The organism is Burkholderia sp. MSMB1826, assembly GCF_001526325.1.
Classification (GTDB): Bacteria; Pseudomonadota; Gammaproteobacteria; order Burkholderiales; family Burkholderiaceae; genus Burkholderia.
In genome coordinates, this window is record NZ_LOYN01000028.1 from 60241 (window position 1) to 85562 (window position 25322).

Below are 25322 nucleotides of genomic sequence, written 5' to 3' on the forward strand. Positions count from 1 at the left end.
CGCACGCGCGCACGCTTCGTCAGGCGGGCTGCCCGGCCACTTCGTTCGCGTCGTCCGCCACGCCGGCCGCCTCGTCGCGGCGCGTGAACACTTCGCGCGCGGCGAACAGCGCGTCGAGCGCGGCCGGCATCCCCGCGTACACGGCCATCTGCATGAACACCTCGACGATCTCGTCGCGCGTGCAGCCGACGTTCAGCGCGGCCTCGATATGCACCTTCAATTGCGGCTGCGCGTTGCCGAGCGCGGCCAGCGCGGCGATCGTCGCGATTTCGCGCGCCCTCAGGTCGAGTTGCGGCCGGCTGTAGATGTCGCCGAAGCTGAATTCGACCAGCAGCCGCGCGAAGTCCGGCGCGATCGGCGCAAGCGCCGCGATCACGCGTTCGCCCACTTCGCCGTCGATTTCCTTGAGTTTGTTCCAGCCGCGCGTGTAGCGATCCTCAACGAGTTGTTCCATCGTGTCCGTCCTGTTCCGATAAAGCGTGAGAAGGATTCGCCCGTCGTGCCGTTTCCCGTTCCCGCGCCTCGTAGTACGCGATCTTCTCGCCGATCGCATCGAGGCTCGCCTGCAGCTCCGCGATATGCGCGCGCACCGCGTCGCGATGCGCGACCAGCAAGGCGCGCCGCGCGCCGAACGTCGATTCGCCCTGCTCGCGCAGCACCGCGAACGCCTGCATCTGCGCGATCGGCATGCCGGTCGCCTTCAGGCGCATCACGAAGTCCAGCCAGTCGAGGTCGGCCGGCGCATAGAGCCGGTGCCCGGCCGCCGTGCGCGAAATCGCGCGCAGCAGGCCGGCCTGCTCGTAATACCGCAAGGTGTGCGTCGACACGCCCGTCAGTTCGGCGACTTGCCCGATCGTCAGCGGACCGGCGGCGGTGGGTTGGGAAACGGTTTTCGACATGGCAGGAACAAGGTTAGGAGTTAGAGTTCACTCTAAGTCAAGCGTTGTCGAACAGCCAGCGTCGCGACAACCGGCGACACCGTAAAGAATGGTCAAAATCGGCGCATGGCATCGGTTTCGGCCTTTACAGCACCGCAAGCCTTCAGCAAGATTCGGTCAGCTTGTCTTAAAAAGGGCACGCATTTGTCCTATGCTTAACGGCGACGCCCGGCCATCTCGCGCCCCGTCGTCCGTTGCAACAGCCATTCATCCGTCAGAACCAGGGAGCCCTTGCCATGCTGAAAAAGCTGCTGATGCTGTTCGTCGCGCTATCGCTGTCGCTCGCCGCCGGCCTTGCCGCGGCCGTCGAAGTCAACACGGCCGACCAGGCCGCGCTCGAATCCGTGAAGGGTCTCGGGCCCGTGAAGTCGAAGGCGATCATCGACGAACGCACCAAGAACGGCCCGTTCAAGGACGCCGACGATCTCGCAAACCGCGTGAAGGGCCTCGGCACGAAGTCGGTCGGGCATCTCGAGGAAAACGGCCTGACGATCGGCGGCGCGTCGACGCCGCCGAAGGGCGTGAAGCTGTCGAAGCCGGCCGCGACGACGTCCGCGACCACGTCGACCACGACGTCGGCAGGCACCGCATCGACGTCCACGACCGCGACGGCCGGCACGACGACCGCGGCGCCCGCGCCGACGGCGAGCGCACCGGAAGCGGCGGCCAAGCCGGCCAAGACCAAGCGTGCATCGAAGAAGGAAAAGGCGGCAGCGGCTGCCGCGGCATCCGCCGACGCGGGTGCGAGCGCACCGGCGGCCGCGTCGTCCACGAAGGCGACGAAGGGTAAGAAGAAGAGCAAGAAGGACAAGGCAGCCTCCGCCGCCGCGGCGTCGGGCGCCTGATGTGCGCCGCGCGCGCGACGGCGTGCGCGCGGCATTCGTTCAACGGGCGCCGTCGTCACGGCGCCCTTTTCAGTGAAGGTGAAGAACCATGGGTCTCCTCGACATCGTTGGCGGTCTGATCGGCGGCCAGGCCGGCGGCAACTCGCAAAGCGCGCTGATCGCGACCGCGCTCGAATTCATCAACAACCAGCCGGGCGGCCTGAACGGGCTGATCGAGAAGTTCAAGGCCGGCGGCGCCGGCGACGTGATCGGTTCGTGGGTCGGCAACGGCGAAAACCAGCCGATCTCGCCGGACACGCTGCAGAACGTGCTGGGCTCGGACGTCGTCGGCTCGCTCGCGAGCAAGGTCGGCATCGATCCGGCGCAGGCCTCGTCGATCCTCGCGCAGGTGCTGCCGCACGTCGTGAACCATGCGACGCCGAACGGCGAAGTCCCGGCCGGCGGCCAGGTCGACACGTCGAACGTGCTCGGCACGCTCACGCAGCTCGCCGGCATGTTCGGCGGCAACAAGCAGGCCTGAGCGCCCGCCGCGACCGGGCGGCCCGTTCGGCCGCTCCATAAGCAAACACCCCGCCGAGGCGGGGTGTTCGTTTTTGCGCCCGGTGCGAACCGGGCACGCTGCCGATCGGCAGGCGATCAGTGAACGACGCGGTCGAACACGAACTGGCCGTCGTTGACGTCGACCGGGATCACGTCCTTCGGGCCGAAGCGGCCGGCGAGGATCAGCTTCGCGACCGGGTTCTCGATCTCCTGCTGGATCGCGCGCTTCAGCGGCCGGGCGCCGAACAGCGGATCGTAGCCGACCTTCCCGATCTGCTCGAGCGCCGCGGGCGACACGTCGAGCGCCATGTCGAGCTTCGCGAGCCGGTCGTGCAGGCGCGCGAGCTGGATCTTCGCGATCGACTCGATGTTGCTGCGGTCGAGCGCATGGAACACGACGACGTCGTCGATCCGGTTCAGGAACTCGGGACGGAAGTGCTGCTTCACCTCGAGCCACACGGCGTCCTTGATCTCTTCCTGCGGCGCCCCCGTCATCGCCTGGATCACCTGCGAGCCGAGGTTCGACGTCATCACGATCACCGTGTTCTTGAAGTCGACCGTGCGCCCCTGCCCGTCGGTCATGCGGCCGTCGTCGAGCACCTGCAGCAGCACGTTGAACACGTCCGGATGCGCCTTCTCGATCTCGTCGAGCAGGATCACGCTGTACGGCTTGCGACGCACGGCTTCCGTCAGGTAGCCGCCTTCCTCGTAGCCGACATAGCCCGGCGGCGCGCCGATCAGCCGCGCGACGCTGTGCTTCTCCATGAACTCGCTCATGTCGATGCGAATCAGGTGCTCTTCCGAATCGAACAGGAACGACGCCAGCGCCTTGCACAGCTCGGTCTTGCCGACACCCGTCGGGCCGAGGAACAGGAACGAGCCGTACGGACGGTTCGGATCGGCGAGACCTGCGCGCGAGCGACGGATCGCATCGGCCACCGCGCTGATCGCTTCGTCCTGGCCGACCACGCGCTCGTGCAGCTTTTCCTCGATGTGCAGCAGCTTCTCGCGTTCGCCCTGCATCATCCGCGACACGGGAATGCCCGTCGAACGCGACACGACCTCCGCGATTTCCTCGGCCCCGACCTGCGTGCGCAGCAGGCGCGGGCGGGTCGGGTTGTGCTGCTCCTGCTCTTCGGCCTGCGTGACCTGCTTCAGTTGCGACTCGAGCTGCGGCAGCTTGCCGTACTGCAGCTCGGCGACCTTTTCCAGCTTGCCTTCACGCTGCAGGCGCGCGATGTCCGCCCGAACCTTCTCGATCTCTTCCTTGAGCTGCGCGCTGCCCTGCACCGCGGCCTTCTCGGCGGTCCAGATCTCCTCCAGGTCCGCATATTCGCGGCCGAGGCGGTCGATCTCTTCCTCGATCAGCTGCAGGCGCTTCTGCGACGCTTCGTCCTGCTCCTTCTTCACGGCTTCGCGCTCGATCTTCAGCTGGATCAGACGGCGGTCGAGCTTGTCCATCTCTTCGGGCTTCGAATCGATTTCCATCTTGATCTTCGAAGCGGCTTCGTCGATCAGGTCGATGGCCTTGTCGGGCAGGAAGCGGTCGGTGATGTAGCGATGCGACAGCTCGGCCGCGGCGACGATCGCCGGGTCGGTGATGTCCACGCCGTGGTGCAGTTCGTACTTCTCCTGCAGCCCGCGCAGGATCGCGATCGTCGCCTCGACGCTCGGCTCGTCGACGAGCACCTTCTGGAAGCGGCGCTCGAGCGCGGCGTCCTTCTCGATGTACTTGCGGTATTCGTCGAGCGTGGTCGCGCCGATGCAGTGCAGCTCGCCGCGCGACAGCGCCGGCTTCAGCATGTTGCCCGCGTCCATCGCGCCTTCGGCCTTGCCTGCCCCGACCATCGTGTGGATCTCGTCGATGAACACGATCGTCTGCCCTTCGTCCTTCGCGATGTCGTTGAGCACCGCCTTCAGGCGCTCCTCGAACTCGCCGCGATACTTCGCGCCGGCGAGCAGCGCAGCCATGTCGAGCGACAGCACGCGCTTGCCCTTCAGCGTCTCGGGCACTTCGCCGTTGACGATCCGCTGCGCGAGCCCTTCGACGATCGCGGTCTTGCCGACACCCGGCTCGCCGATCAGCACCGGGTTGTTCTTGGTGCGGCGCTGCAGGATCTGGATCGAGCGGCGGATTTCGTCGTCGCGGCCGATCACCGGATCGAGCTTGCCCGCGCGGGCGCGCTCGGTCAGGTCGACCGTGTATTTCTTCAGCGCCTCGCGCTGGCTTTCCGCGTCCTGGCTGTGCACCTGCGAACCGCCGCGCACCGCGGCGATCGCGGCTTCGAGCGACTTGCGCGTGAGGCCGTGCTGGCGTGCGAGCTTGCCGGCCTCGCCCTTGTCGTCGGACACGGCGAGCAGGAACATCTCGCTCGCGATGAACGTGTCGTTGAGCTTCTGCGCTTCCTTGTCGGCCTGGTTCAGCAGCCCGGCCAACTCACGGCCGATCTGGATGTCGCCGCCCGTGCCCGTCACTTGCGGCAGGCGCGAGATCGCTTCGTTCAGCGCGCCTTGCAGCGCCTGCACGTGCACGCCCGCGCGCGACATCAGCGAGCGGGCCGAGCCGTCCTGCTGCGCGACGAGCGCCGCCAGCACGTGAACGGGTTCGATGTATTGATTGTCGCGGCCGGCCGCAAGGCTTTGCGCGTCCGCGAGTGCTTCCTGGAACTTGGTGGTGAGCTTGTCGATTCTCATTTAGTCGAGACCTCCAATTTTCGATTACCACCAAGATGAGGATGGTCATGCGGCTTTCAAGCGAAATTCGGGTTGATTCAGCGCAAAAATTGCCGGATAGCCTGAAAACGGTCCAGCGGTGTGATGAGGGGGGCGGAGTCGGCGCGCGGTGCCCGTGTGTCAGTGGGCCTTCGACGACGGCTCGGCGGCGGCCGGCGCGTCGTCCGGCATCGGTGCGGAACGCACGAGCGCGACCGGACGGATGCCGAGCAGCGCCATGAGCGGTGATGCGGGCTCGGCCAGGTCGCCCAGCGTGTGACGATCGAGTTCCGCGAAGAACGCATCGCGCGCGGCCGCCAGCACGCCCTTCAGCCGGCACTGCGGCTCGATCACGCAGCCGCGCGACTCACTGCCGTCGGGCGAAAAGCAGCCGACCAGCGCGAAGTCGTTCTCGGTCGCCCGCACGACCTGGCCGACCGTCAGTTCCAGCGAATCGGCAAACAGCCGCAACCCGCCGTTGCGGCCGCGAACGGTGTCGACCCAGCCCAGTTCGCCGAGTCGCTGGACGACTTTCATCAGATGGTTCTTCGAGATGCCGTAGGCGTCCGAGATCTCCTGGATGGTCGCGAGCCCGTCACCGCGCACGGCCAGGTACAGCATCACGCGTAGCGAATAGTCGGTGTAGTCGGTGAGTCTCATGAGCGAATACGGGAAAGATCGATCGCGCCCCGATTACCTCAGCCGGGCGGCTCTCGATGCGTGCAGGGCCGATGACGGTGCCGTGGCGCGGCCGCGGGTTGCCGGAAGCGCGTGCGCGCAATAAGATGCGCAGTATCTACACGTTTTCAGGGGTTACAGGACGCTATTTTGCGTCAAAATCCGGCCGGCGTCCTGCTCGTCTCCCGCGCCGCCGCCCCGATCCACCGGCCCCTTTTTTGTCATGACCGCCCTGCCCGCCTCGCCCGAACCCGCACCGGCCCGCCCTCGCGACGCCGAGCCGACCGAAGACAACATCCGCGACCTCGTCTACGCGTTCTACGACCGCGTGCGCGCCGATCCGCTGCTCGGGCCCGTGTTCGACGCGAAGCTGGCCGGGCGCTGGGACGATCATCTGCCGAAGATGGTGACGTTCTGGTCGAGCCTCGTGCTCGGCACCAAGGGCTATCGCGGCAACGTGCAGCAAGCGCACCAGCCGCTCGACGGGATCGAGCCGGCTCATTTCAGCCGCTGGCTGTCGCTGTTCCTGAAGACCGTCGACGCGCGCTACGCGCCGCCCGCGGCGATCCGTTTCATGGAGCCCGCATTGCGGATCGCGCAGAGCCTGCAGTTGAGCCGGTTCGGTTGGGACTACCGGATTCCGCCCGAGCAGCAGGCGCTTCTCGACGCGATCGCGCCGCGCCGCCGCGACACGGGCGACGATCCGCATGGGTTGCCGTCGCGCGCCCGCGGCGAGCCGTTTCCGGCGAAGATCATCGGGTGCGGCGTCGACCCGGACGCGTAACGCCCGTCACGCACGACGATGGCGTGCATGCGGCACCTCGCCGCATCGCCCGGGTGCCGCGCTCAGCGCGGCGTGTTGCCCGACTCGAGGCCCCAGCGCGCGAGCGCGGCGTCGTCGGTACTGCGCGCATCGACCCAGCGCTCGCCGTCCGGCGTCGTTTCCTTTTTCCAGAACGGCGCCTCGGTCTTCAGATAGTCCATCACGAACTCGCACGACGCGAACGCATCGCCGCGGTGCGACGCGACCGTCGCGACCATCACGATCTGGTCGAGGGGCAGCAGCCTGCCGACGCGATGCACGATCGCGACGTCGATGCCCGGCCAGCGCCGGCCGGCCTCGGCCGCGATCTTCTCGAGCGCCTTCTCGGTCATGCCCGGATAGTGCTCGAGTTCCATGACGGCGACCGCATCGCCTTCGTTCAGGTCGCGCACCGTGCCGACGAAGCACGCGACCGCGCCGATCTTCGGGTTGCGCGCGCGCAACGCCGCCACTTCGGCATTCAGATCGAAATCGTCGGTCTGGACTCGCACCATAGCCATCGTCTGCTCCTGTCGACCCGAGTTAGCGCTTTAGCGCTTACTCGGGTCCCATGCTTCGCGGTCGCCCCGAGTGAGCGCTTCAACGCTTGCCCGGGTCCCCTGCAAGCCTCAACCGCCCGTCACCGGCGGGAAGAACGCGACCTCGCACCCTTCGGTGAGCCGCGTGTCGGGGTCGGTCATCTCGTGGTTGCAGGCCATGCGCAATGCGCGCCCTTCGGCGAGCGTCTCGGCCCACGCGCCGCCGCGCACGCGCAGCCACGCGCGCACGTCGCCGACGGTCGTCACGCTGTCCGGCACGTCGGCTTCTTCGTCGGCCACGCCCAGGGCTTCACGCACGCTTGCAAAAAATTTCAGCTGAATCTTCATGGTTCGGGGAGCCGCCGCGTTACGACAGCAATTCGGAAAACGGAATGAAACGCACGGTCTCGCCTGCGCTGATCGCGTGCTGCGGCGGATTATCGATCAGGCCGTCGCCCCAGACCGTCGACGTGAGCACGGCCGAACTCTGGTTCGGGAACAGGTCGAGGCCGCCGGCCGCATTGACGCGCGCACGCAGGAATTCGTTGCGCCGGTCGCCCTTGCTCTGCGAAAAATCGGCACGCAGCGACAACGCGCGCGGCGCGACGTCGCGCACGCCGGACAGGCGCAGCAGGAACGGCCGCACGAACAGCAGGAACGTGACGAAGCTCGAGACGGGATTGCCGGGCAGCCCGATGAAATGCGCGTCGGCGCGCTCGTCGCCGCGGCGCACCGCGCCGTACGCGAGCGGCTTGCCGGGCTTCATCGCGATCTGCCACAGCGCGAGCCGCCCTTCGGCCTCGACGGCCGGCTTCACGTGGTCCTCGTCGCCGACCGACACGCCGCCGCTCGTCAGGATCACGTCGTGATCGCGAGCGGCCTCGCGCAGCGTGTCGCGCGTCGCGGCCAGCGAGTCGGGCACGATCCCGTAGTCGGTCACGTGGCAGCCGAGCCGCTCGAGCAGCCCGCGCAGCGTGAAGCGGTTCGAGTTGTAGATCGCACCGGGCTTCAGCGGCTCGCCGGGCATCGTCAGTTCGTCGCCGGTGAAGAACACCGCCACGCGAATCCGCCGCGCGACCGACAGTTGCGCGCAGCCGACCGATGCGGCCAGGCCGAGCGCCTGCGGCGTGAGCCGCGTGCCGGCCGGCAGGATCACCGCACCCTGCCGGATGTCCGCGCCCTGCGCGGTGATCCATTCGCCGGCCTTCGGCGTGTGGAGGATCTCGACCGCGTCGCCGTCGGCCGACGTCTGCTCCTGCATCACGACGGCGTCGGCGCCGGGCGGCATCGTCGCGCCGGTGAAGATCCGCGCGGCCGTGCCGGCCGCGAGCGGCGCGGCCGGATGGCCGGCCGGAATGCGCTGCGACACCGGCAAGCGTCGATCGCCGTGCAGCAGGTCGGCGACGCGCACCGCATAACCGTCCATCGCGCTCGTATGCATCGGCGGCACGTCGAGCGGCGAGCTCACGTCGGCCGCCAGCACGCGGCCGAGCGCGTCGAGCGTGGCGACGGTTTCGGCGCCGGGCAGCGGCTGCGCGGCATCGAGCAGCGCGGCGAGCGCCTCGGCGGTCGACAGCATCGGCGCGCGCGGCGCCGCGGGATTCGGGTTCGACATCGATGGAATCGGGAATCGTTGGAGTCAGTACGTCATTGTAGCGACGCCGCCACGCGGGCGCGCGATATGGCGGACATGCGAAGACTGTGATCGGCGCGAACCCGCGGATTTGGCACGCGTTTCGCGCCACCTGCGATGCCGCGGACCAAACGAAACGGCCGGAACCCGATCCGTTCGACGAATCGGCATTCCGGCCGTCCTGCACGACCGGGCCCGCAGGCCCGGCCGCGCGTCATGCGCCCGTATGGGCGGCGATGAAGTCCTTCACCTGCTGCGCATCGGCCTTCACGACCTCGAAGCGCTGCGGCAGCGCCTCGAGCCCGTCGAATGCGGCCGGCCGCTCGGCTTCGCGATCGAGCGCTTCGCGGATCGTCTCGCCGAACTTGATCGGCTGCGCCGTCTCGAGCACGACCATCGGCACGCCGGCCTCCAGATGCTCGCGCGCGACCTTCACGCCGTCGGCCGTATGCGTATCGATCATCGTGTCGTAGCGCGAGAACACGTCGCGAATCGTCGCGATACGGTCGGCGTGGCTGCTGCGGCCGGACACGAAACCGAATTCGGCGACGCGCGCGAAATCGCCGCTCGCCGCGAGATCGAACCCGCCCTTCTCCTCGACGTCGCGGAACAGTTGCATCACGCGGGCCGGATCGCGGCCGAGCAGGTCGAACACGAAGCGCTCGAAGTTGGATGCCTTCGAGATGTCCATGCTCGGGCTGCTCGTGTGATAGGTGTTCTCGGCGCTGCGCACGCGATACGCGCCGGTGCGGAAGAACTCGTCGAGCACGTCGTTCTCGTTGGTCGCCACGACGAGCTTCGCGATCGGCAGCCCCATCATCCGCGCAATGTGGCCCGCGCAGACGTTGCCGAAATTGCCCGACGGCACCGTAAACGACACGCGCTCGTCGTTGGACCGCGTCGCCGCGAAGTAGCCCTTGAAGTAGTACACGACCTGCGCGACGACGCGCGCCCAGTTGATCGAGTTGACGGTGCCGATCTTCTGCCGCGCCTTGAACGCATGATCGTTCGACACGGCCTTCACGATGTCCTGGCAATCGTCGAACACGCCTTCGACCGCGAGGTTGAAGATGTTCGGATCCTGCAGGCTGAACATCTGCGCCGTCTGGAACGCGCTCATCTTCTTGTGCGGCGACAGCATGAACACGCGCACGCCGGCCTTGCCGCGCATCGCGTATTCGGCCGCGCTGCCGGTGTCGCCCGACGTCGCGCCGAGGATATTCAGCGTTTGGCCGTGCTTCGCGAGCGTGTACTCGAACAGGTTGCCGAGCAACTGCATCGCCATGTCCTTGAACGCGAGCGTCGGGCCGTTCGACAGTTCGAGCAGCGACAGCGCCGCACCGTTCTCGGTGCCGAGCGTCTTCAGCGGCGTGATGTCGGACGCGTTCTCGCCGTGACGCGTGTTGCTGTACACGGCGGCCGTATACGTGCGGCGCGTGATCGCGCGCAGGTCGTCGGCCGGCACGTCGTCGCAGAACTTCGACAGGATCTCGAATGCGAGATCCGCGTACGGCAGCGTGCGCCAGCGCGCGAGCTCGTCGGCGGAGACCTTCGGGTATTCGGCCGGCAGATAGAGCCCGCCGTCCTTCGCGAGACCGCCGAGCAGGATGTCGGAGAACGTGTGGCGCTCGCCGATGCCGGCGCCGCGCGTGGAGATGTAGTTCATGTCGTCAGCCTCAGTTCAGCGCTTCCATGCGCAGCTTCGTCACCTTCGACACGACGGTCGCGAGGCTCTCGATTTGTGCGATCGCCGCATTGACGTTCTTCTCGACCGTTTCGTGCGTGATCAGGATGATGTCGGTTTCGCCGTTCGCGCCGTCGATCTGCTCCGATTCCTTCTGCAGCAGCGCGTCGATCGAGATGCCCGATTCGGCGAGGATGCGCGTGATGGCGGCGAGCACGCCGGTCTGGTCGGCGACGCGCAGGCGCAGGTAGTAGCCGCTCGTCACTTCCTCGATCGGCAAAATCGGCGTATTCGACAGGCTGTCCGGCTGGAACGCGAGGTGCGGCACGCGATGCTCGGGATCGGCCGTATGCAGGCGCGTGACGTCGACGAGATCCGCGACCACGGCCGACGCAGTCGGCTCCGCGCCCGCACCCTTGCCGTAGTACAGCGTCGTGCCGACCGCGTCGCCATGCACGACGACCGCGTTCATCGCGCCCTCGACGTTCGCGAGCAGGCGCTTTTCCGGGATCAGCGTCGGGTGCACGCGCAGCTCGATGCCGTTCGCGGCGCGGCGTGCGATGCCGAGCAGCTTGATCCGGTAGCCGAGCTCCTCCGCGTAGCGGATGTCGGTCGCGTCGAGCTTGCTGATGCCTTCGACGTACGCGCGGTCGAACTGCACCGGCACGCCGAACGCGATCGCGCTCATGATCGTCGCCTTGTGCGCGGCGTCGACGCCTTCGATGTCGAAGGTCGGATCGGCTTCCGCGTAGCCGAGTTCCTGCGCGGCCTTCAGCGCGGTCGCGAAGTCGAGCCCGCGGTCGCGCATTTCCGACAGGATGTAGTTCGTCGTGCCGTTGATGATGCCGGCGATGTACTGGATGCGGTTCGCGGTCAGGCCTTCGCGCAGCGCCTTGATGATCGGGATGCCGCCGGCGACGGCCGCCTCGAACGCGACCATCACGCCTTGCTCGCGCGCGGCTTCGAAGATCTCGGTGCCGTGCACCGCGAGCAGCGCCTTGTTCGCCGTCACGACGTGCTTGCCGTTCGCGATCGCGCGCAGCACGAGCTCGCGCGCGATGCCCGTGCCACCGATCATCTCGGCGACGATCGCGATCGACGGATCGTCGACGACCGCGTTGAAATCGTCGGTGATCTGCGCGGTGCCGGCGTGAGCGCCGAGCGCGGCCTGCGCCTTGGCCGGGTTGCGCACGGCGATGCGCGCGACCTCGATGCCGCGCCCCGCGCGTCGTTTGATTTCTTCCTGGTTGCGGTGCAACACCGTGAAGGTGCCGCTGCCGACGGTGCCGAAGCCCAACAGGCCAACTTTGATCGGTTCCATGCTGCGTGTGATCGATGAGTAAGAAGTAGTGAGTTCCGTGCGGCCCCTGCCCGCTCAGACCGAATGGCGCTTGCGGTAGCCGTCGAGAAAGCGTGCGATCCGGTTGATCGAATCGGCCAGGTCGTCGAGGTTCGGCAGGAAGACCACGCGGAAGTGGTCCGGCGTCGCCCAGTTGAACCCCGTGCCCTGCACGAGCAGCACGCGTTCCTCGAGCAACAGGTCGAGAATGAACTGCTGGTCGTTCTGGATCGGGTAGAGCTTCGGGTCGAGGCGCGGGAACATGTACAGCGCGGCCTGCGGTTTCACGCAGGTCACGCCCGGGATCGACGTCAGCATGTCGTACGCGAGTTCGCGCTGCTTGTACAGGCGCCCGCTCGGCACGATCAGCTCGTTGATGCTCTGGTAGCCGCCGAGCGCCGTCTGGATCGCGAACTGGCCGGGTACGTTCGCGCACAGGCGCATCGACGACAGGATGCCGAGCCCTTCGAGGTAATCCTTCGCGCGCCGGCGGTTGTCGCCGCCGAGGCCCGACACGGCCATCCAGCCCGCGCGATAGCCGCACGACCGATAGCTCTTCGACAGGCTGTTGAACGTGACGGTGATCACGTCCTCCGACAGCGCACCCAGCGCGGTGTGCTCGAGGCCGTCGTAGACGATCTTGTCGTAGACCTCGTCGGCGAACACGATCAGCCCGTGCTGACGCGCGATCTCGAGCAACTCGAGCAGCAATTCGTCGGAATAAAGCGCGCCGGTCGGATTGTTCGGGTTGATCACGACGATCGCCTTCGTGTTCGGCGTGATCTTGCTGCGGATGTCGTCCAGATCGGGCATCCACGCGTTCTGCTCGTCGCACACGTAGTGCACGGGCGTGCCGCCCGACAGGCTCACGGCCGCCGTCCACAGCGGGTAGTCGGGCGCGGGCAGCAGCACTTCGTCGCCGTCGTTCAGCAGTGCCTGGGTCGCCATCACGATCAGCTCGGACGCGCCGTTGCCGATGTAGATGTCGTCGAGGCCGACGCCGAGGACGCCCTTTTCCTGCGTGTAGTGCATCACGGCCTTGCGCGCCGAGAACACGCCCTTCGAATCCGAATAGCCGGACGATGCCGGCAGGTTGCGGATCATGTCCTGGATGATCTCGTCCGGCGCGTCGAACCCGAACGGCGCGAGGTTGCCGATGTTCAGCTTGATGATGCGGTGGCCTTCTTCCTCGAGGCGCTTCGCGTGCTCGAGCACCGGGCCACGGATGTCGTAGCAGACGTTGAGCAGCTTGTTCGACTTCTGAATCGGTTTCACGACGACACGGTTCCTGGATTGGCCTTGCGGCCGGGGGGACGGGATCAAAACTGGAAAGCGGCCGGTCTGTGCGCGCTGTCTAGGCTGGGAAAAAGCGGCGGTCGGACGCAGCTTGTGGCGGCGCACGACGCAAGTGGCGCCCGCAGGCGACCAAAAAGTTATAATTTAGCGGATTTTGGCCGACTTTCGCAATGCACCATAGCCGCGCCGGGCCCGCGCCGTCGGGCGTCCGCGCGTGCCCGAGGGCGCGAAACCGGCCAGCCGGGCCGTACGGCCCCGCCAACCCATTCCCCTACGGAACCGCGGAATACCGATTTGAAACTGCACCAGGACACGAGCGGCGCGCTCAATACCGTCACCGGCTACGGCCCCGATTATGTCGACGTCAACCTCGAACGCCATGAAACGAGCGTCATCGTGCTGCCCGGCGCGCCGGTCCAGGCGTGGCCCGTGTCGTCGTTCGACGCGCTCGCGCCCGAGCATTTCGCGATGCTGCTCGACCCGACGCCCGAGCTCGTGATCTTCGGCAGCGGCGCGCGGCTGCGTTTCCCGCACCCGCGGCTCGTCGCGGCGCTCACCGCGAAGCGGATCGGCGTCGAAACGATGGATTTCCAGGCCGCCTGCCGCACCTACAACATCCTGATGGCCGAGGGCCGCAAAGTCGCCGCCGCGCTCTTAATTGAACGTTAAGCCCCGATGCGGTAAAAGTCGGGCCGGCGCAGCGGGTCGATCCCCCGATCGCCCAGTCAGGCCGCCCGGCCCCGGCGCATCCGCCGGCGGCCCGTCACAACAACCAAACAGGCTGAAAACCCATGAACGATACGCCGTCGAGGCTACCGCTCAATCGCATCACGCTCGTCCTCCTGCTCGTCGCGCTCGCGATCGTCTGGTTCGCGCCGCTCGGGCTGCGCCACCTGATCCCGAGCGACGAAGGCCGCTATGCGGAAATGGCGCGCGAGATGTTCGTCACCGGCGACTGGATCACGCCGCGCTACAACGGCTACAAGTACTTCGAGAAGCCGCCGCTGCAAACCTGGCTGAACGCGCTGACGTTCGCGTGGTTCGGCATCGGCGAATGGCAGGCGCGCCTCTATACCGCGGTGGCGAGCTTCGCCGGCGTGCTGCTCGTCGGCTACACCGGCGCGCGCCTGTTCAACCCGCTGTCGGGCTTCCTCGCGGCCGTCGTGCTCGCCAGCTCGCCGTACTGGAACCTGATGGGCCACTTCAACGCGCTCGACATGGGGCTCGCGTTCTGGATGGCGCTGTCGCTCTGCTCGCTGCTGCTCGCGCAACGGCCCGGGCTGCGCCCGGCCGCGGTGCGCGGCTGGATGTGGGCGTGCTGGGCCGCGATGGCGTTCGCGGTGCTGTCCAAGGGCCTCGTCGGCCTGATCCTGCCCGGCGCCGTGCTCGTGCTGTATACGCTGATCGCGCGCGACTGGGCATTGTGGAAGCGCCTGTACCTGGTCAGCGGCCTCGTGATCTTCTTCGCGATCGTCCTGCCGTGGTTCGTGCTCGTCCAGCAGCGCAACCCCGAATTCTTCAACTTCTTCTTCATCGTCCAGCAGTTCCGCCGGTACCTGACCCCGGAACAGAACCGCCCGGGCCCGCTGTACTACTTCGTGCCGGTGCTGCTGGTCGGCTTCCTGCCGTGGCTGTCGGTCGCGTGGCAGAGCATCCGTCATGCGCTGCGCATGCCGCGCCAGCCGAACGGCTTCTCGCCGATGCTCGTGCTGCTGATCTGGAGCGCGTTCATCTTCCTGTTCTTCAGCGCGTCGCATTCGAAGCTGATCTCGTACGTGCTGCCGGTCGCGCCGGCGCTCGCGCTGATCATCGGCGCGTACCTGCCGCTGATGACGGCCGAGCGCTTCCGTCGCCATCTGCTCGGCTACCTCGTGTTCTTCGTCGCCGCAGCGTTCGGGATCATCTTCCTCGCTTACCAGGGCGACGCCCGCACGCCGAACGCGCTGTACCGCGCATTCCAGATGTGGCTGTACGCCGGTCTCGCGGTCTCGGCCGCGCTGACGCTCGCGGCCGCGTGGCTGAACCGCCGCGCGGGCGTGGCCGCCGCGCTCGCCGCGTTCGGCGCCGCGTGGCTCGCGTTCGGCACGATCGGCGGCACCGGGCACGACGAGTTCGGCCGCTACAGCTCGGGCGCGCTGCTCGCGCCGGCCGTGCGCGCCGAACTGGCGAAACTGCCGCCCGACACGCCGTTCTACTCGGTCGAGATGCTCGATCACACGTTCCCGTTCTACGTGGGCCACACGACGATCATGGTGCAGCGCCAGGACGAGCTCGCGTTCGGGATCTCGGTCGAGCCGAACAAATGGATCCCGACCGTCGGCGAATGGATCGCGCGCTGGAAGCAGGACACCCATGCGCTCGCGATCATGGCGCCTGGCCAGTACGACGCGCTGGTCAAGGAAGGCGTGCCGATGCGCGTGATCGCGCGCGACAACCGCCGCGTGATCGTCGAGAAACCGCAATCGTAAGGACGCCCGCCGCATGAATCCCGTTTCGTTCGTCTGCATCGTCACCGGCGTGATGCTCAACGCCTGTGCGCAACTTCTGCTGAAAGCCGGCGTCAACGCCGTTGGACACTTCGAATTCAGCCGTGCGAACATCATCCCGGTCGGGCTCAAGATCGCGACCCAGTTGCCGATCATCGGCGGCCTCGGCTGCTACGTGCTGAGCGTCGTCGTGTGGATCCTCGGGCTGTCGCGGGTCGACGTGTCGATCGCGTACCCGATGCTGTCGCTCGGCTACGTCGTCAACGCGTTCGCGGCGTGGTACCTGTTCGGCGAGGTGTTGTCGGTCCAGCGGCTCGTCGGCATCGGCATCATCCTGATCGGCGTGCTCGTGCTCGCGCGCAGCTGAACACGGCCCGCCGCGTTAAGCGTCCGCCTACAAAAAATCACGGTGCGAATCGGCCAACCGGTGTCTAATGCCGGTTTCGGACGGATCGCCCGACCCTTTTATTACACGCCATTACAGGCCAAACGCGTTCATGAGCCAGACTACTGCTCCGTTTCTGCCGTTCACCCGCCCCGAGATCGATGAGGAAACCATCCAGGGCGTCGTCGACGTGCTGCGCTCGGGCTGGATCACCACCGGCCCGCAGTGCCAGAAATTCGAGGCCGCGCTGTCCGAGTACTGCGGCGGCCGTCCGGTCCGCGCATTCAATTCGGGCACCTGCACGCTCGAGATCGGCCTGCGCATCGCGGGCGTCGGCCCCGGCGACGAGGTGATCACGACGCCTGCGTCGTGGGTCTCGACCAGCAACGTGATCATCGAAACGGGCGCGACGCCCGTGTTCGCCGACATCGATCCCGTCACGCGCAACATCGACCTCGACAAGCTCGAACAGGCGATCACGCCGCGCACGAAGGCGATCATCCCCGTGTTCCTGTCCGGCCTGCCGGTCGACATGGACCGCCTGTACGCGATCGCCCGCGCGCACAAGCTGCGCGTGATCGAGGACGCCGCGCAGGCGTTCGGCTCGACGTGGCGCGGCAAGCGCATCGGCGCGATCGGCGACATCGTGTCGTTCAGCTTCCACGCGAACAAGAACCTGACGACGATCGAAGGCGGCGCGCTCGTGCTGAACGACGAGGACGAAGCCATGCTCGCGCAGAAGTACCGGTTGCAGGGCATCACGCGCACCGGCTTCGACGGGATGGACTGCGACGTGCTCGGCGGCAAGTACAACCTGACCGACGTGGCCGCGCGCGTCGGCCTCGGCCAGTTGCCGCACATCGAGCGCTTCACCGCGCAGCGCCGCGCCCTCGCCCGCGCGTATTTCGCCGCGTTCGACGGCGGCGCGGCCGTGAAGCTCGGCGTCGGCCTGCCGGTCGCCGAATTCGAGAACGGCAACTGGCACATGTTCCTGGTCACGCTGCCGCTCGAGCGGCTGTCGATCTCGCGCGCCGAGTTCATGGCGCAGATGAAGGAACGCGGCATCGGCACGGGCATCCACTACCCGGCGATCCATCTTTTCACGCTGTACCGTGCGCGCGGTTTCAAGGAGGGCATGTTCCCCCACGCCGAGCGGTACGGCGCGTCGACCGTCACGCTGCCGCTGTTTACGCAGATGACGGAAGGCGACGTGCGTCGCGTGGTCGACGCCGTCAATCAGATTTGCGAACAATACGGAAAATAAGCGTACATGAGTCACCTTGAAGCACGCGCCGGGCATTCGGGCGCCGCGCACCTGGACGCCGGCCGGCCCGAAGTATCGGTCATCATCCCCGTGTACAACGAGGAAGACGGCCTCGCCGCGCTGTTCGCGCGGCTGTATCCGGCGCTCGACGCACTCGACGCGTCGTACGAAGTGATCCTGATCAACGACGGCAGCCGCGACCGCTCGGCCGCGATGCTCGCCGACCAGTTCCACGTGCGCCCCGACACGACGCGCGTGGTGCTGCTCAACGGCAACTACGGCCAGCACATGGCGATCCTCGCCGGCTTCGCGCAATCGCGCGGCGAGATCGTCGTCACGCTCGACGCCGACCTGCAGAACCCGCCCGAGGAAATCGGCAAGCTGATCGCGAAGATGCGCGAGGGCCACGACTACGTCGGCTCGATCCGCAAGCAGCGCCAGGACAGCCTGTGGCGACGCAAGGCGTCGCAGATGATGAACCGGCTGCGCGAACGCATCACGCGCATCAAGATGACCGACCAGGGCTGCATGCTGCGCGCGTACAGCCGCCGCATCATCGACACGATCAACGTGTGCGGCGAAGTCAACACGTTCATCCCCGCGCTCGCGTACACGTTCGCGCAGAACCCGACCGAAATCGAGGTCGCGCACGAGGAACGCTTCGCGGGCGAATCGAAGTATTCGCTGTACAGCCTGATCCGGCTGAACTTCGACCTGGTGACGGGCTTCTCGGTCGTGCCGTTGCAGTGGCTGTCGTTCATCGGCGTGATCCTGTCGCTCGGCTCCGCCGCGCTGTTCGTGCTGCTGCTCGTGCGCCGCTTCATCGTCGGCGCGGAAGTGCAAGGCGTGTTCACGTTGTTCGCGATCACGTTCTTCCTGCTCGGCGTGATCATCTTCGCGCTCGGCCTGCTCGGCGAATACGTCGGCCGCATCTACCAGCAGGTGCGCGCGCGGCCGCGCTACCTGATCCAGGCCGTGCTCGAGCAGCACGACGGCGTGCCGCCGGTGCCGGCCGCCGCGCACCGCCCGGGAGCCGCGCAATGAAGCCGCGCGCGGTCGTCTTCGCGTATCACAACGTCGGCGTACGCTGCCTGCAGGTGCTGCTCGCGCGCGGCGTCGACGTCGCGCTGGTCGTCACGCACGAGGACAATCCGAACGAGAACATCTGGTTCGGCAGCGTCGCGTCCGTCGCAGCCGAACACGGCATTCCGGTCGTCACGCCGGCCGATCCCGCCGATCCGGCGCTGCGCAGCGCGGTGTCCGACGCGCAGCCCGATTTCATCTTCTCGTTCTACTATCGGCACATGCTGCCGGTGGACCTGCTCGCGATCGCGCCGCGCGGCGCATACAACATGCACGGTTCGCTGCTGCCGAAATACCGGGGTCGGGTACCGACCAACTGGGCCGTGCTGAACGGCGAGACCGAAACCGGCGCGACGCTGCACGAAATGGCCGCCAAGCCCGACGCGGGCGCGATCCTCGCGCAGACCGCGGTGCCGATCCTGCCGGACGATACGGCCGCGCAGGTATTCGACAAGGTCACGGTGGCCGCCGAGCAGACGCTGTGGCGCGTGCTGCCCGCGCTGCTCGCGGGCGAGGCGCCGCACCTGCCGAACGATCTCGCGACCGGCAGCTACTACGGCGGACGCAAGCCCGAGGACGGCCGCGTCGACTGGTCGAAACCGGCCGCGCAGGTCTACAACCTGGTGCGCGCGGTCGCCCCCCCGTATCCGGGTGCATTCACGGACGTCGGCGGCGCGCGCTTCGTGATCGCGCGCGCGCGCCTCGCGGCGCCCGGCAGCGCGGCGGCGGCGGCCGCGGCAGATTTGCCGCCCGGCCTGCACGTAAGCGATAATGCGCTATTCGGCGTCTGCGGCGACAGCCGCGCCCTATCCATTCTCGAGCTGTGGCAGCAGCGCGACGGCGGCGAAACCGTCGTGACGCCCGCGGAATTCGCGCAGTTCATTCATTCTTCCCGTCATTCATGAAAGCAAAAAAAGTCCTGATCCTGGGTGTGAACGGCTTCATCGGCCATCACCTGTCGAAGCGCATTCTTGAAACCACCGATTGGGAAGTGTTCGGCATGGACATGCAGACCGACCGGCTGGGCGACCTCGTCAACCACGAGCGGATGCATTTCTTCGAAGGCGACATCACGATCAACAAGGAGTGGGTCGAGTATCACGTGAAGAAGTGCGACGTGATCCTGCCGCTCGTCGCGATCGCGACGCCGGCCACCTACGTCCAGCAGCCGCTGCGCGTGTTCGAACTCGATTTCGAGGCGAACCTGCCGATCGTGCGTTCGGCCGTCAAGTACGGCAAGCACCTCGTGTTCCCGTCGACCTCCGAGGTCTACGGCATGTGCTCGGACGAGCAGTTCGACCCGGACGCGTCGGCGCTCACCTACGGCCCGATCAACAAGCCGCGCTGGATCTACGCGTGCTCGAAGCAGCTGATGGATCGCGTGATCTGGGGCTACGGGATGGAAGGCCTGAACTTCACGCTGTTCCGTCCGTTCAACTGGATCGGCCCGGGCCTCGACTCGATCTACACGCCGAAGGAAGGCAGCTCGCGCGTGGTCACGCAGTTCCTCGGCCACATCGTGCGCGGCGAGAACATCAGCCTCGTCGACGGCGGGTCGCAGAAGCGCGCGTTCACCGATATCGGCGACGGCATCAGCGCGCTGATGAAGATCATCGAGAACAAGGGCGGCGTCGCGTCGGGCAAGATCTACAACATCGGGAATCCGAAGAACAACTTCTCGGTTCGCGAGCTCGCGCACAAGATGCTCGAACTGGCCGCGGAATTCCCCGAGTACGCCGATTCGGCCAAGCAGGTAAAGCTCGTCGAAACGACGTCCGGCGCCTACTACGGCAACGGCTACCAGGACGTGCAGAACCGCGTGCCGAAGATCGACAACACGATGCAGGAGCTCGGCTGGGCGCCGCAGGCGACGTTCGACGACGCGCTGCGCAACATCTTCGAAGCGTATCGCGGCCACGTCGCCGACGCGCGCGCGCTCGTCGAACAGCAAGGCTGATCGGGACGCTCGCTTGGCTCGTATCGTCCTCAAGATCGACGTCGACACGCTGCGCGGCACGCGCGAAGGCGTGCCGAACCTCGCGCGCATCTTCGATCGCTTCAATGCCCGCGCGACCTTCCTCTTCAGCCTCGGCCCCGATCACACAGGCTGGGCGCTGCGGCGCGTGTTCCGCCCGGGCTTCCTGAAGAAGGTGTCGCGCACGTCGGTGGTCGAACACTACGGCGTGAAGCAGCTGATGTACGGCGTGCTGCTGCCCGGCCCCGACATCGGTCGCCGCGCGATCGCCGACATGCGTGCGATTCACGAGGCCGGCTTCGAATGCGGGATCCACACGTGGGATCACGTCTACTGGCAGGACAACGTGCGCGTACGCGATCGCGACTGGACCGCGCGCGAAATGCAGAAGAGTCACGCGCGCTTCGTCGAGATCTTCGGCGCGCCGCCCGTCACGCACGGCGCGGCGGGCTGGCAGATGAACGACGCCGCGTTCGAGCAGATCGACGCGTGGGGGATGCGCTACGCGTCCGACGGTCGCGGCCACTCGCCGTACCTGCCCGTGGTCGGCGGCCGCACGCTGTCGCACGTGCAGATGCCGACCACGCTGCCGACGCTCGACGAAGTGCTCGGCGTCGACGGCGTCGACACGCACAACGTCGCCGCGCACCTCCTCAAGTTCACCGAAACCAATCCGCACGACCAGGTGTTCACGCTGCATGCGGAGCTCGAAGGCCAGAAGCTCGCGCCCGTATTCGAGCAACTGCTCGCCGGCTGGCGTGCGCAGGGCCACACGTTCGCGACGATGGGCGACTACCATGCGACGCTGGACCGCGACTCGCTGCCATCGTACCCTGTCGCGTGGGGCGAAATCCCCGGCCGCTCCGGTGAGCTGATCGTCCAGCCCGACTGAGTTCGCGCGCGCCGGCGTCGCCGCCCTTGCGAAGCGCTGCTGCGCCGCCCCGCCGAACCGCGCCGCCGCAGCGGCGCTCTTCCATAACAACAGGAGAAACACGTGTCCGTCGAAGTTGACCGTCAAGTTCCCGATTTCACCGCACCGGCCACGGGCGGCGACATTTCGCTGTCCGACCTGAAGGGCAAGAAGCTCGTGCTGTACTTCTATCCGAAGGACAACACGCCGGGCTGCACGACCGAAGGGCTGCAGTTCCGCGATCTCTATCCGAAGTTCAAGAAAGCCGGTGCGGAAGTCATCGGCGTGTCGCGCGACAGCCTGCGCTCGCACGACAATTTCAAGGCCAAGCTCGAGCTGCCGTTCCCGCTGATCTCCGATGCCGACGAAGCGCTGTGCGCGTTGTTCGATGTCATCAAGATGAAGAAAATGTATGGCAAGGAAGTGCGCGGAATCGAGCGCTCGACGTTCCTGATCGACGCCGACGGCGTGCTTCGCCAGGCATGGCGCGGCATCAAGGTACCGGGTCACGTGGACGACGTGCTAAAGGCTGTACAAGCGCTTTGAGGCGCGTTATATTGGGCCGCAATGAATGCCAGTTCGCCCCATATTTCTCGTAGCTGCGCCGGTGCCCGTTGCAATGCTTGCCGGCACCTGACGCGCATCACGACGGCATCAGCCGAGCCGCATGTCCCTGTCGACGGGGCAGCGGCTTTTTTTATGGAACGCGCGCCGGCCCTCCCCGGTCCGGCCCTTACCGCATCGAGGAGCTGATCGACACTTAGGCGAACCGGCTAGACGAAATTCCTGTGCGCCACCGCGCGCAAACTGCATGCGTCTACGTCACGCAGGATGCGATCAGCGGCGCACTTCATGCGACACGATTCCTCCCGAGGGACACCATGCCTTTGCCTACTCCCCCCAGCAAGCTCGGCAGCCTGCTGCCGCCCGACGAATACAAGGCGAAAGCGCGGCCAGCGAAAGCCGCGAAGAAATCCGCCGAAGGGGACGCATCCACAGCCGGTGACTATGGTTCGGCCAGCGTGGCCCCACCGATGATCGAAGCCGCGAACACGGCCGCGCCGTTGCGCGCCGTCGCGTCTTCGGTGTCCGGCGCCGCGAGCGCACCCGCGCGCGGCCGCAAGACCAAGCAGACGGCCGCCCTGCTGCAGCCGCTGCCGGCGCCCGTCGAGCCCACGGCGCCGGTCGTCGCACGCAACGACAAACCGGCCGCCGGCAAACCGGCGGCCACGCCCGCGCGCGACGCCGGCGCCGCGACGAAGTCGCGCGGCCGCAAGCCCGCCGAAGCCGAACAGCAGAAACTGTTCGTGCTCGACACCAACGTGCTGATGCACGACCCGAGCAGCCTCTTCCGCTTCGAGGAACACGACGTCTATCTGCCGATGATGACGCTCGAGGAACTCGACAACCACAAGAAGGGGATGTCCGAAGTCGCGCGCAATGCACGCCAGGTCAGCCGCACGCTCGACGCGCTCGTCGCCGACGGCGGCCCGATCTCGGCCGGCATTCCGCTGTCGCGCCTCGGCAGCCGCGACGCGCTCGGCCGCCTGTACTTCCAGACGAAGCTGGCCGATATCGCGCCGGTCGAAGGCTTGCCCGAAGGCAAGGCCGACAACCAGATCCTCGGCGTCGTGCGCGCGCTGCAGCGCGACCGCCCCGATCGTCAGGTCGTGCTGGTGTCGAAAGACATCAACATGCGGATCAAGGCGCACGCACTCGGCCTGCCCGCGGAAGACTACTTCAACGACCAGGTGCTCGAGGATTCGGATCTCCTGTACAACGGCGTGCGCGAACTGCCGCAGGACTTCTGGACCAAGCACGCGAAGGGCATGGAGAGCTGGCAGGACACGAAGACGGGCACCACGTACTACCGCGTGACGGGTCCGCTCGTCGCGTCGATGCTCGTCAACGAGTTCGTCTATCTGGAGCCGCAGAACGGCGAGCCGACGTTCCACGCGATCGTCCGCGAGCTGAACGGCAAGACGGCGCTGCTGCAGACGCTGCGCGACTACAGCCACCACAAGAACAACGTGTGGGGCATCACCGCGCGCAACCGCGAGCAGAACTTCGCGCTGAACCTGCTGATGAACCCCGAGATCGACTTCGTCACGCTGCTCGGTCAGGCCGGCACCGGCAAGACGCTCGTCGCGCTCGCGGCCGGCCTCGCGCAGGTGCTCGACGACAAGCGCTACAACGAGATCATCGTGACGCGCGCGACCGTGCCCGTCGGCGAGGACATCGGTTTCCTGCCCGGTACCGAGGAAGAGAAGATGCAGCCGTGGATGGGCGCATTCGACGACAACCTCGAAGTGCTGCAGAAGACCGACGACGCGGCCGGCGAATGGGGCCGTGCCGCGACACAGGAACTGATCCGTTCGCGCCTGAAAGTGAAGAGCATGAACTTCATGCGCGGCCGCACGTTCGTCGACAAGTACCTGATCATCGACGAGGCGCAGAACCTGACGCCGAAGCAGATGAAGACGCTCGTCACGCGCGCGGGCCCCGGCACGAAGATCGTCTGCCTCGGCAACATCGCGCAGATCGACACGCCTTACCTGACCGAAGGCAGTTCGGGCCTGACCTACGTCGTCGACCGCTTCAAGGGCTGGGGCCACAGCGGCCACGTGACCCTCGCGCGCGGCGAACGCTCGCGACTCGCCGACTACGCGTCGGACATTCTGTAACGCGCGAGCCGGCCGATCGGCCGGCTGTCGACGCCACGCGGCGCTCCGTTTCCGGAGCGCCGTTTTTATTTGGGGTCGAAGACATAAGTAACGCTTCGTCACGCAACAACGCAGTTTACGCGCGAAACTTCAAGTAAATTCTCAAGAATGGTTGCTTAAGCCCCGCCGGTGCGTCTACCATCGGGTCTGTCTGTTGTCATACGATTCGCGAGCGCACCGCGCTCGCCCGCCTTGCCATGCTTCGAATCTGGGTTCCCGTCGCCGTCGTCTCCCTGCTTGCGGCCTGTTCCAGCGTGCCGCCGCAGTCGGCATCGCGTTCCGCTTCGGGCATGAAGATCACGACGCCGCGTGCATTCCCGGCGCCCGCCAATTTCCCGAAATTCGTCGACCACAGCGTCGGTCAGGAAGAAATCTCGATCCAGGCGATGAGCCTCGTCGGCGTCCCGTATCGCTGGGGCGGCAACACGCCGGCGAGCGGCTTCGACTGCAGCGGGCTCGTCCGCTACGTGATCGGCCGTGCCGCCGACGTGAACCTGCCGCGCACGACCGCCGACATGAGCAGCCGCGGCGTGTCGATCGAACCCGACGAGATCGCGCCGGGCGACCTGATTTTCTTCAATACGACCGGGCGGCCGCATTCGCACGTCGGTATCTATGTTGGCAAGCTGCGCTTCGTCAACGCACCGTCGACGGGCGGCACCGTACGGCTCGACTACCTGACGAACCCCTACTGGGCGAAGCGCTTCGACGGCATTCGCCGCGTCGCGCCGCCGCGCTCGGCCCCGACGCCATTCGATGCGCCGACCTACGAAGCCAAGCGCGACGAGCCGCGCAATGCGCCGGTGGTCGCAGCCGCTCCCGTGGTCGTGACGGCTGCCGCCGCACCGCGGCAACCCGCGTATGCGCCGCCGCAAGCGAGAGCGACGCAGGCGCCGGCCACCCCGACCACGCCGGTCGCGACGGCCGCCGCAGTTGCACCGGCAGCGCCGGTCGCCGATCCGTACGAACCGCCGCCGCCGCGGATGCAGGCGGCGCAGCAGCAAGCCACGTCGGCGAATGACGCGATGCCCGCGATGACGGCCAATACCGCACCGGCCGCCCCGGCAGAAGTCGGCACGCAGATCCCGACGACCGCGCTGACGGCTGCCCAAGCGGCCGCCTTCGATGCCGAGCCGCCGCCCGCGACCGCGTCGACGCCCCCGCGCGGTATCGAGTCCGCGCCCGTGCAGGTGTGGCGCGCATCGACGCAATCCGCGCCCATCAGCCAGCGCACCGGTACGGCGGACGATCCGATCGCACGGTTTGCGAACGGCAGTTATTGAGCGATTGCCCGAATCCGCCCGTCAACGACGTTGGCGGCATCTGCCACCCCCACCCCGTCGCCGCTCTCTTGCGCAGTTCCCAATCGGGATAGGGGCGGTCAGGCAGCCTGACCGATCCCCTCCCACACCACCCGGCATGCGGGTCCGCACCGGGCGGTTCGAGCAGTTGAGGTCATGAGAGTCGAGGCACGCCCAGACGGTCGAACA

At 66.9% G+C, this 25322-nt stretch carries 24 protein-coding genes and 1 pseudogene; 14 read left to right on the forward strand and 11 right to left on the reverse strand.

The genetic code is table 11. From position 1 onward, the window contains the following. Positions 1-19 precede the first annotated feature (19 nt). Both WS95_RS17400 and WS95_RS17405 read right to left on the reverse strand, forming a co-directional pair. A complete protein-coding gene (locus WS95_RS17400) occupies positions 20-454 on the reverse strand; it encodes a carboxymuconolactone decarboxylase family protein (RefSeq protein WP_059824821.1) in 435 nt (144 codons plus the stop codon). Beyond that, the gene (locus WS95_RS17405; protein WP_059824822.1) at positions 438-899 is read right to left on the reverse strand and encodes a MerR family transcriptional regulator; all 462 of its coding nucleotides are present in this window, start codon (positions 897-899) and stop codon (positions 438-440) included. Before WS95_RS17405 ends, WS95_RS17400 begins: the two co-directional genes overlap by 17 nt. 275 nt (positions 900-1174) lie before the next feature. Here WS95_RS17405 and WS95_RS17410 point away from each other — a divergent pair, with 275 nt between their 5' ends. Together WS95_RS17410 and WS95_RS17415 are read left to right on the forward strand one after the other, a co-directional pair. After that, positions 1175-1783 (forward strand): ComEA family DNA-binding protein, encoded by a 609-nt coding sequence (locus tag WS95_RS17410; protein ID WP_034207468.1) that lies wholly within the window; start codon positions 1175-1177, stop codon positions 1781-1783. An 88-nt stretch (positions 1784-1871) separates the two neighbouring features. Next, positions 1872-2303: a YidB family protein gene (locus WS95_RS17415; protein ID WP_059824824.1), complete on the forward strand. Its 432-nt coding sequence runs from the start codon at positions 1872-1874 to the stop codon at positions 2301-2303. Between the two features lie 116 nt (positions 2304-2419). Here WS95_RS17415 and clpB read toward each other — a convergent pair whose 3' ends face one another. Both clpB and WS95_RS17425 read right to left on the reverse strand, forming a co-directional pair. Continuing rightward, positions 2420-5017: an ATP-dependent chaperone ClpB gene (clpB, locus tag WS95_RS17420; RefSeq protein ID WP_034207470.1), complete on the reverse strand. Its 2598-nt coding sequence runs from the start codon at positions 5015-5017 to the stop codon at positions 2420-2422. Between the two features lie 159 nt (positions 5018-5176). Beyond that, positions 5177-5695 carry an Rrf2 family transcriptional regulator gene (locus WS95_RS17425; protein WP_034207471.1) on the reverse strand — a complete coding sequence of 173 codons (519 nt, stop codon included), beginning with the start codon at positions 5693-5695 and terminating at the stop codon, positions 5177-5179. 241 nt (positions 5696-5936) lie between these two features. Between WS95_RS17425 and WS95_RS17430 the strand changes: the two genes are divergently transcribed. Further along, complete coding sequence (locus WS95_RS17430) at positions 5937-6497, forward strand: group III truncated hemoglobin (protein ID WP_059824826.1); 561 nt, start codon at positions 5937-5939, stop codon at positions 6495-6497. A 62-nt stretch (positions 6498-6559) separates the two neighbouring features. Here the strand turns inward: WS95_RS17430 and WS95_RS17435 are convergent, their stop codons facing one another. The 6 genes from WS95_RS17435 to WS95_RS17460 form a co-directional block, all read right to left on the reverse strand. After that, complete coding sequence (locus WS95_RS17435; RefSeq protein ID WP_059824828.1) at positions 6560-7036, reverse strand: molybdenum cofactor biosynthesis protein MoaE; 477 nt, start codon at positions 7034-7036, stop codon at positions 6560-6562. Between the two features lie 108 nt (positions 7037-7144). After that, positions 7145-7402, reverse strand: coding sequence for a molybdopterin converting factor subunit 1 (gene moaD, locus WS95_RS17440; RefSeq protein ID WP_034207474.1), 258 nt, complete (start codon positions 7400-7402; stop codon positions 7145-7147). A 19-nt stretch (positions 7403-7421) separates the two neighbouring features. Then, a complete protein-coding gene (locus WS95_RS17445) occupies positions 7422-8669 on the reverse strand; it encodes a molybdopterin molybdotransferase MoeA (RefSeq protein ID WP_059824830.1) in 1248 nt (415 codons plus the stop codon). 232 nt (positions 8670-8901) lie between these two features. Next, a complete protein-coding gene (thrC, locus tag WS95_RS17450; protein ID WP_059824831.1) occupies positions 8902-10353 on the reverse strand; it encodes a threonine synthase in 1452 nt (483 codons plus the stop codon). Positions 10354-10363: 10 nt separating this feature from the next. Further along, on the reverse strand, positions 10364-11692 hold the full coding sequence (locus WS95_RS17455) for a homoserine dehydrogenase (RefSeq protein WP_059781010.1): 1329 nt from the start codon (positions 11690-11692) through the stop codon (positions 10364-10366). Between the two features lie 54 nt (positions 11693-11746). Further along, the gene (locus WS95_RS17460; protein ID WP_059824833.1) at positions 11747-12985 is read right to left on the reverse strand and encodes a pyridoxal phosphate-dependent aminotransferase; all 1239 of its coding nucleotides are present in this window, start codon (positions 12983-12985) and stop codon (positions 11747-11749) included. A 315-nt stretch (positions 12986-13300) separates the two neighbouring features. On the opposite strand from WS95_RS17460, the gene WS95_RS17465 reads away from it, so the two are divergent. The 9 genes from WS95_RS17465 to WS95_RS17505 all read left to right on the forward strand — a co-directional run bounded on the left by WS95_RS17465 (position 13301) and on the right by WS95_RS17505 (position 21655). Further along, positions 13301-13675, forward strand: coding sequence for an Mth938-like domain-containing protein (locus WS95_RS17465; RefSeq protein ID WP_012328660.1), 375 nt, complete (start codon positions 13301-13303; stop codon positions 13673-13675). 122 nt (positions 13676-13797) lie between these two features. Further along, a complete protein-coding gene (locus tag WS95_RS17470) occupies positions 13798-15474 on the forward strand; it encodes a glycosyltransferase family 39 protein (RefSeq protein ID WP_059824835.1) in 1677 nt (558 codons plus the stop codon). A 13-nt stretch (positions 15475-15487) separates the two neighbouring features. Continuing rightward, positions 15488-15859 carry an EamA family transporter gene (locus WS95_RS17475; RefSeq protein WP_059824837.1) on the forward strand — a complete coding sequence of 124 codons (372 nt, stop codon included), beginning with the start codon at positions 15488-15490 and terminating at the stop codon, positions 15857-15859. Between the two features lie 130 nt (positions 15860-15989). Beyond that, positions 15990-17141: a DegT/DnrJ/EryC1/StrS family aminotransferase gene (locus WS95_RS17480; RefSeq protein WP_059824839.1), complete on the forward strand. Its 1152-nt coding sequence runs from the start codon at positions 15990-15992 to the stop codon at positions 17139-17141. A gap of 6 nt (positions 17142-17147) precedes the next feature. Beyond that, positions 17148-18185 (forward strand): glycosyltransferase, encoded by a 1038-nt coding sequence (locus WS95_RS17485; RefSeq protein WP_059824840.1) that lies wholly within the window; start codon positions 17148-17150, stop codon positions 18183-18185. Further along, entirely contained in the window at positions 18182-19129 is a 948-nt protein-coding gene (locus WS95_RS17490) for a formyltransferase (protein ID WP_059781000.1), read from the forward strand. Before WS95_RS17485 ends, WS95_RS17490 begins: the two co-directional genes overlap by 4 nt. Beyond that, on the forward strand, positions 19126-20181 hold the full coding sequence (locus tag WS95_RS17495; RefSeq protein ID WP_006478632.1) for a bifunctional UDP-4-keto-pentose/UDP-xylose synthase: 1056 nt from the start codon (positions 19126-19128) through the stop codon (positions 20179-20181). The genes WS95_RS17490 and WS95_RS17495 overlap by 4 nt, the downstream gene beginning before the upstream one ends. Positions 20182-20194: 13 nt before the next feature. Beyond that, positions 20195-21091: a polysaccharide deacetylase family protein gene (locus WS95_RS17500; RefSeq protein WP_059504999.1), complete on the forward strand. Its 897-nt coding sequence runs from the start codon at positions 20195-20197 to the stop codon at positions 21089-21091. 102 nt (positions 21092-21193) lie between these two features. Further along, on the forward strand, positions 21194-21655 hold the full coding sequence (locus WS95_RS17505) for a peroxiredoxin (protein ID WP_034207483.1): 462 nt from the start codon (positions 21194-21196) through the stop codon (positions 21653-21655). 198 nt (positions 21656-21853) lie between these two features. Here the strand turns inward: WS95_RS17505 and WS95_RS36110 are convergent. Then, a pseudogene (locus tag WS95_RS36110) lies at positions 21854-22095 on the reverse strand (hypothetical protein); the annotation flags it as partial. Between WS95_RS36110 and WS95_RS17510 the strand changes: the two are divergent. Further along, positions 21991-23793, forward strand: a complete 1803-nt coding sequence (locus WS95_RS17510; RefSeq protein ID WP_059780997.1) for a PhoH family protein — start codon at positions 21991-21993, stop codon at positions 23791-23793. The pseudogene WS95_RS36110 and the gene WS95_RS17510 overlap by 105 nt on opposite strands. Before the next feature lie 236 nt (positions 23794-24029). Beyond that, positions 24030-25115: a C40 family peptidase gene (locus WS95_RS17515; RefSeq protein ID WP_059824842.1), complete on the forward strand. Its 1086-nt coding sequence runs from the start codon at positions 24030-24032 to the stop codon at positions 25113-25115. The last annotated feature ends 207 nt before the right edge of the window (positions 25116-25322 follow it).

Coding starts and splice junctions, on each gene's coding strand:
- WS95_RS17400 (WP_059824821.1), bottom strand. CDS start 454: ATGGAACAACTCGTTGAGGATCGCTACACGCGCGGCTGGAACAAACTC.
- WS95_RS17405 (WP_059824822.1), bottom strand. CDS start 899: ATGTCGAAAACCGTTTCCCAACCCACCGCCGCCGGTCCGCTGACGATC.
- WS95_RS17410 (WP_034207468.1), top strand. CDS start 1,175: ATGCTGAAAAAGCTGCTGATGCTGTTCGTCGCGCTATCGCTGTCGCTC.
- WS95_RS17415 (WP_059824824.1), top strand. CDS start 1,872: ATGGGTCTCCTCGACATCGTTGGCGGTCTGATCGGCGGCCAGGCCGGC.
- clpB (WP_034207470.1), bottom strand. CDS start 5,017: ATGAGAATCGACAAGCTCACCACCAAGTTCCAGGAAGCACTCGCGGAC.
- WS95_RS17425 (WP_034207471.1), bottom strand. CDS start 5,695: ATGAGACTCACCGACTACACCGACTATTCGCTACGCGTGATGCTGTAC.
- WS95_RS17430 (WP_059824826.1), top strand. CDS start 5,937: ATGACCGCCCTGCCCGCCTCGCCCGAACCCGCACCGGCCCGCCCTCGC.
- WS95_RS17435 (WP_059824828.1), bottom strand. CDS start 7,036: ATGGCTATGGTGCGAGTCCAGACCGACGATTTCGATCTGAATGCCGAA.
- moaD (WP_034207474.1), bottom strand. CDS start 7,402: ATGAAGATTCAGCTGAAATTTTTTGCAAGCGTGCGTGAAGCCCTGGGC.
- WS95_RS17445 (WP_059824830.1), bottom strand. CDS start 8,669: ATGTCGAACCCGAATCCCGCGGCGCCGCGCGCGCCGATGCTGTCGACC.
- thrC (WP_059824831.1), bottom strand. CDS start 10,353: ATGAACTACATCTCCACGCGCGGCGCCGGCATCGGCGAGCGCCACACG.
- WS95_RS17455 (WP_059781010.1), bottom strand. CDS start 11,692: ATGGAACCGATCAAAGTTGGCCTGTTGGGCTTCGGCACCGTCGGCAGC.
- WS95_RS17470 (WP_059824835.1), top strand. CDS start 13,798: ATGAACGATACGCCGTCGAGGCTACCGCTCAATCGCATCACGCTCGTC.
- WS95_RS17475 (WP_059824837.1), top strand. CDS start 15,488: ATGAATCCCGTTTCGTTCGTCTGCATCGTCACCGGCGTGATGCTCAAC.
- WS95_RS17480 (WP_059824839.1), top strand. CDS start 15,990: ATGAGCCAGACTACTGCTCCGTTTCTGCCGTTCACCCGCCCCGAGATC.
- WS95_RS17485 (WP_059824840.1), top strand. CDS start 17,148: ATGAGTCACCTTGAAGCACGCGCCGGGCATTCGGGCGCCGCGCACCTG.
- WS95_RS17490 (WP_059781000.1), top strand. CDS start 18,182: ATGAAGCCGCGCGCGGTCGTCTTCGCGTATCACAACGTCGGCGTACGC.
- WS95_RS17495 (WP_006478632.1), top strand. CDS start 19,126: ATGAAAGCAAAAAAAGTCCTGATCCTGGGTGTGAACGGCTTCATCGGC.
- WS95_RS17510 (WP_059780997.1), top strand. CDS start 21,991: ATGCCTTTGCCTACTCCCCCCAGCAAGCTCGGCAGCCTGCTGCCGCCC.
- WS95_RS17515 (WP_059824842.1), top strand. CDS start 24,030: ATGCTTCGAATCTGGGTTCCCGTCGCCGTCGTCTCCCTGCTTGCGGCC.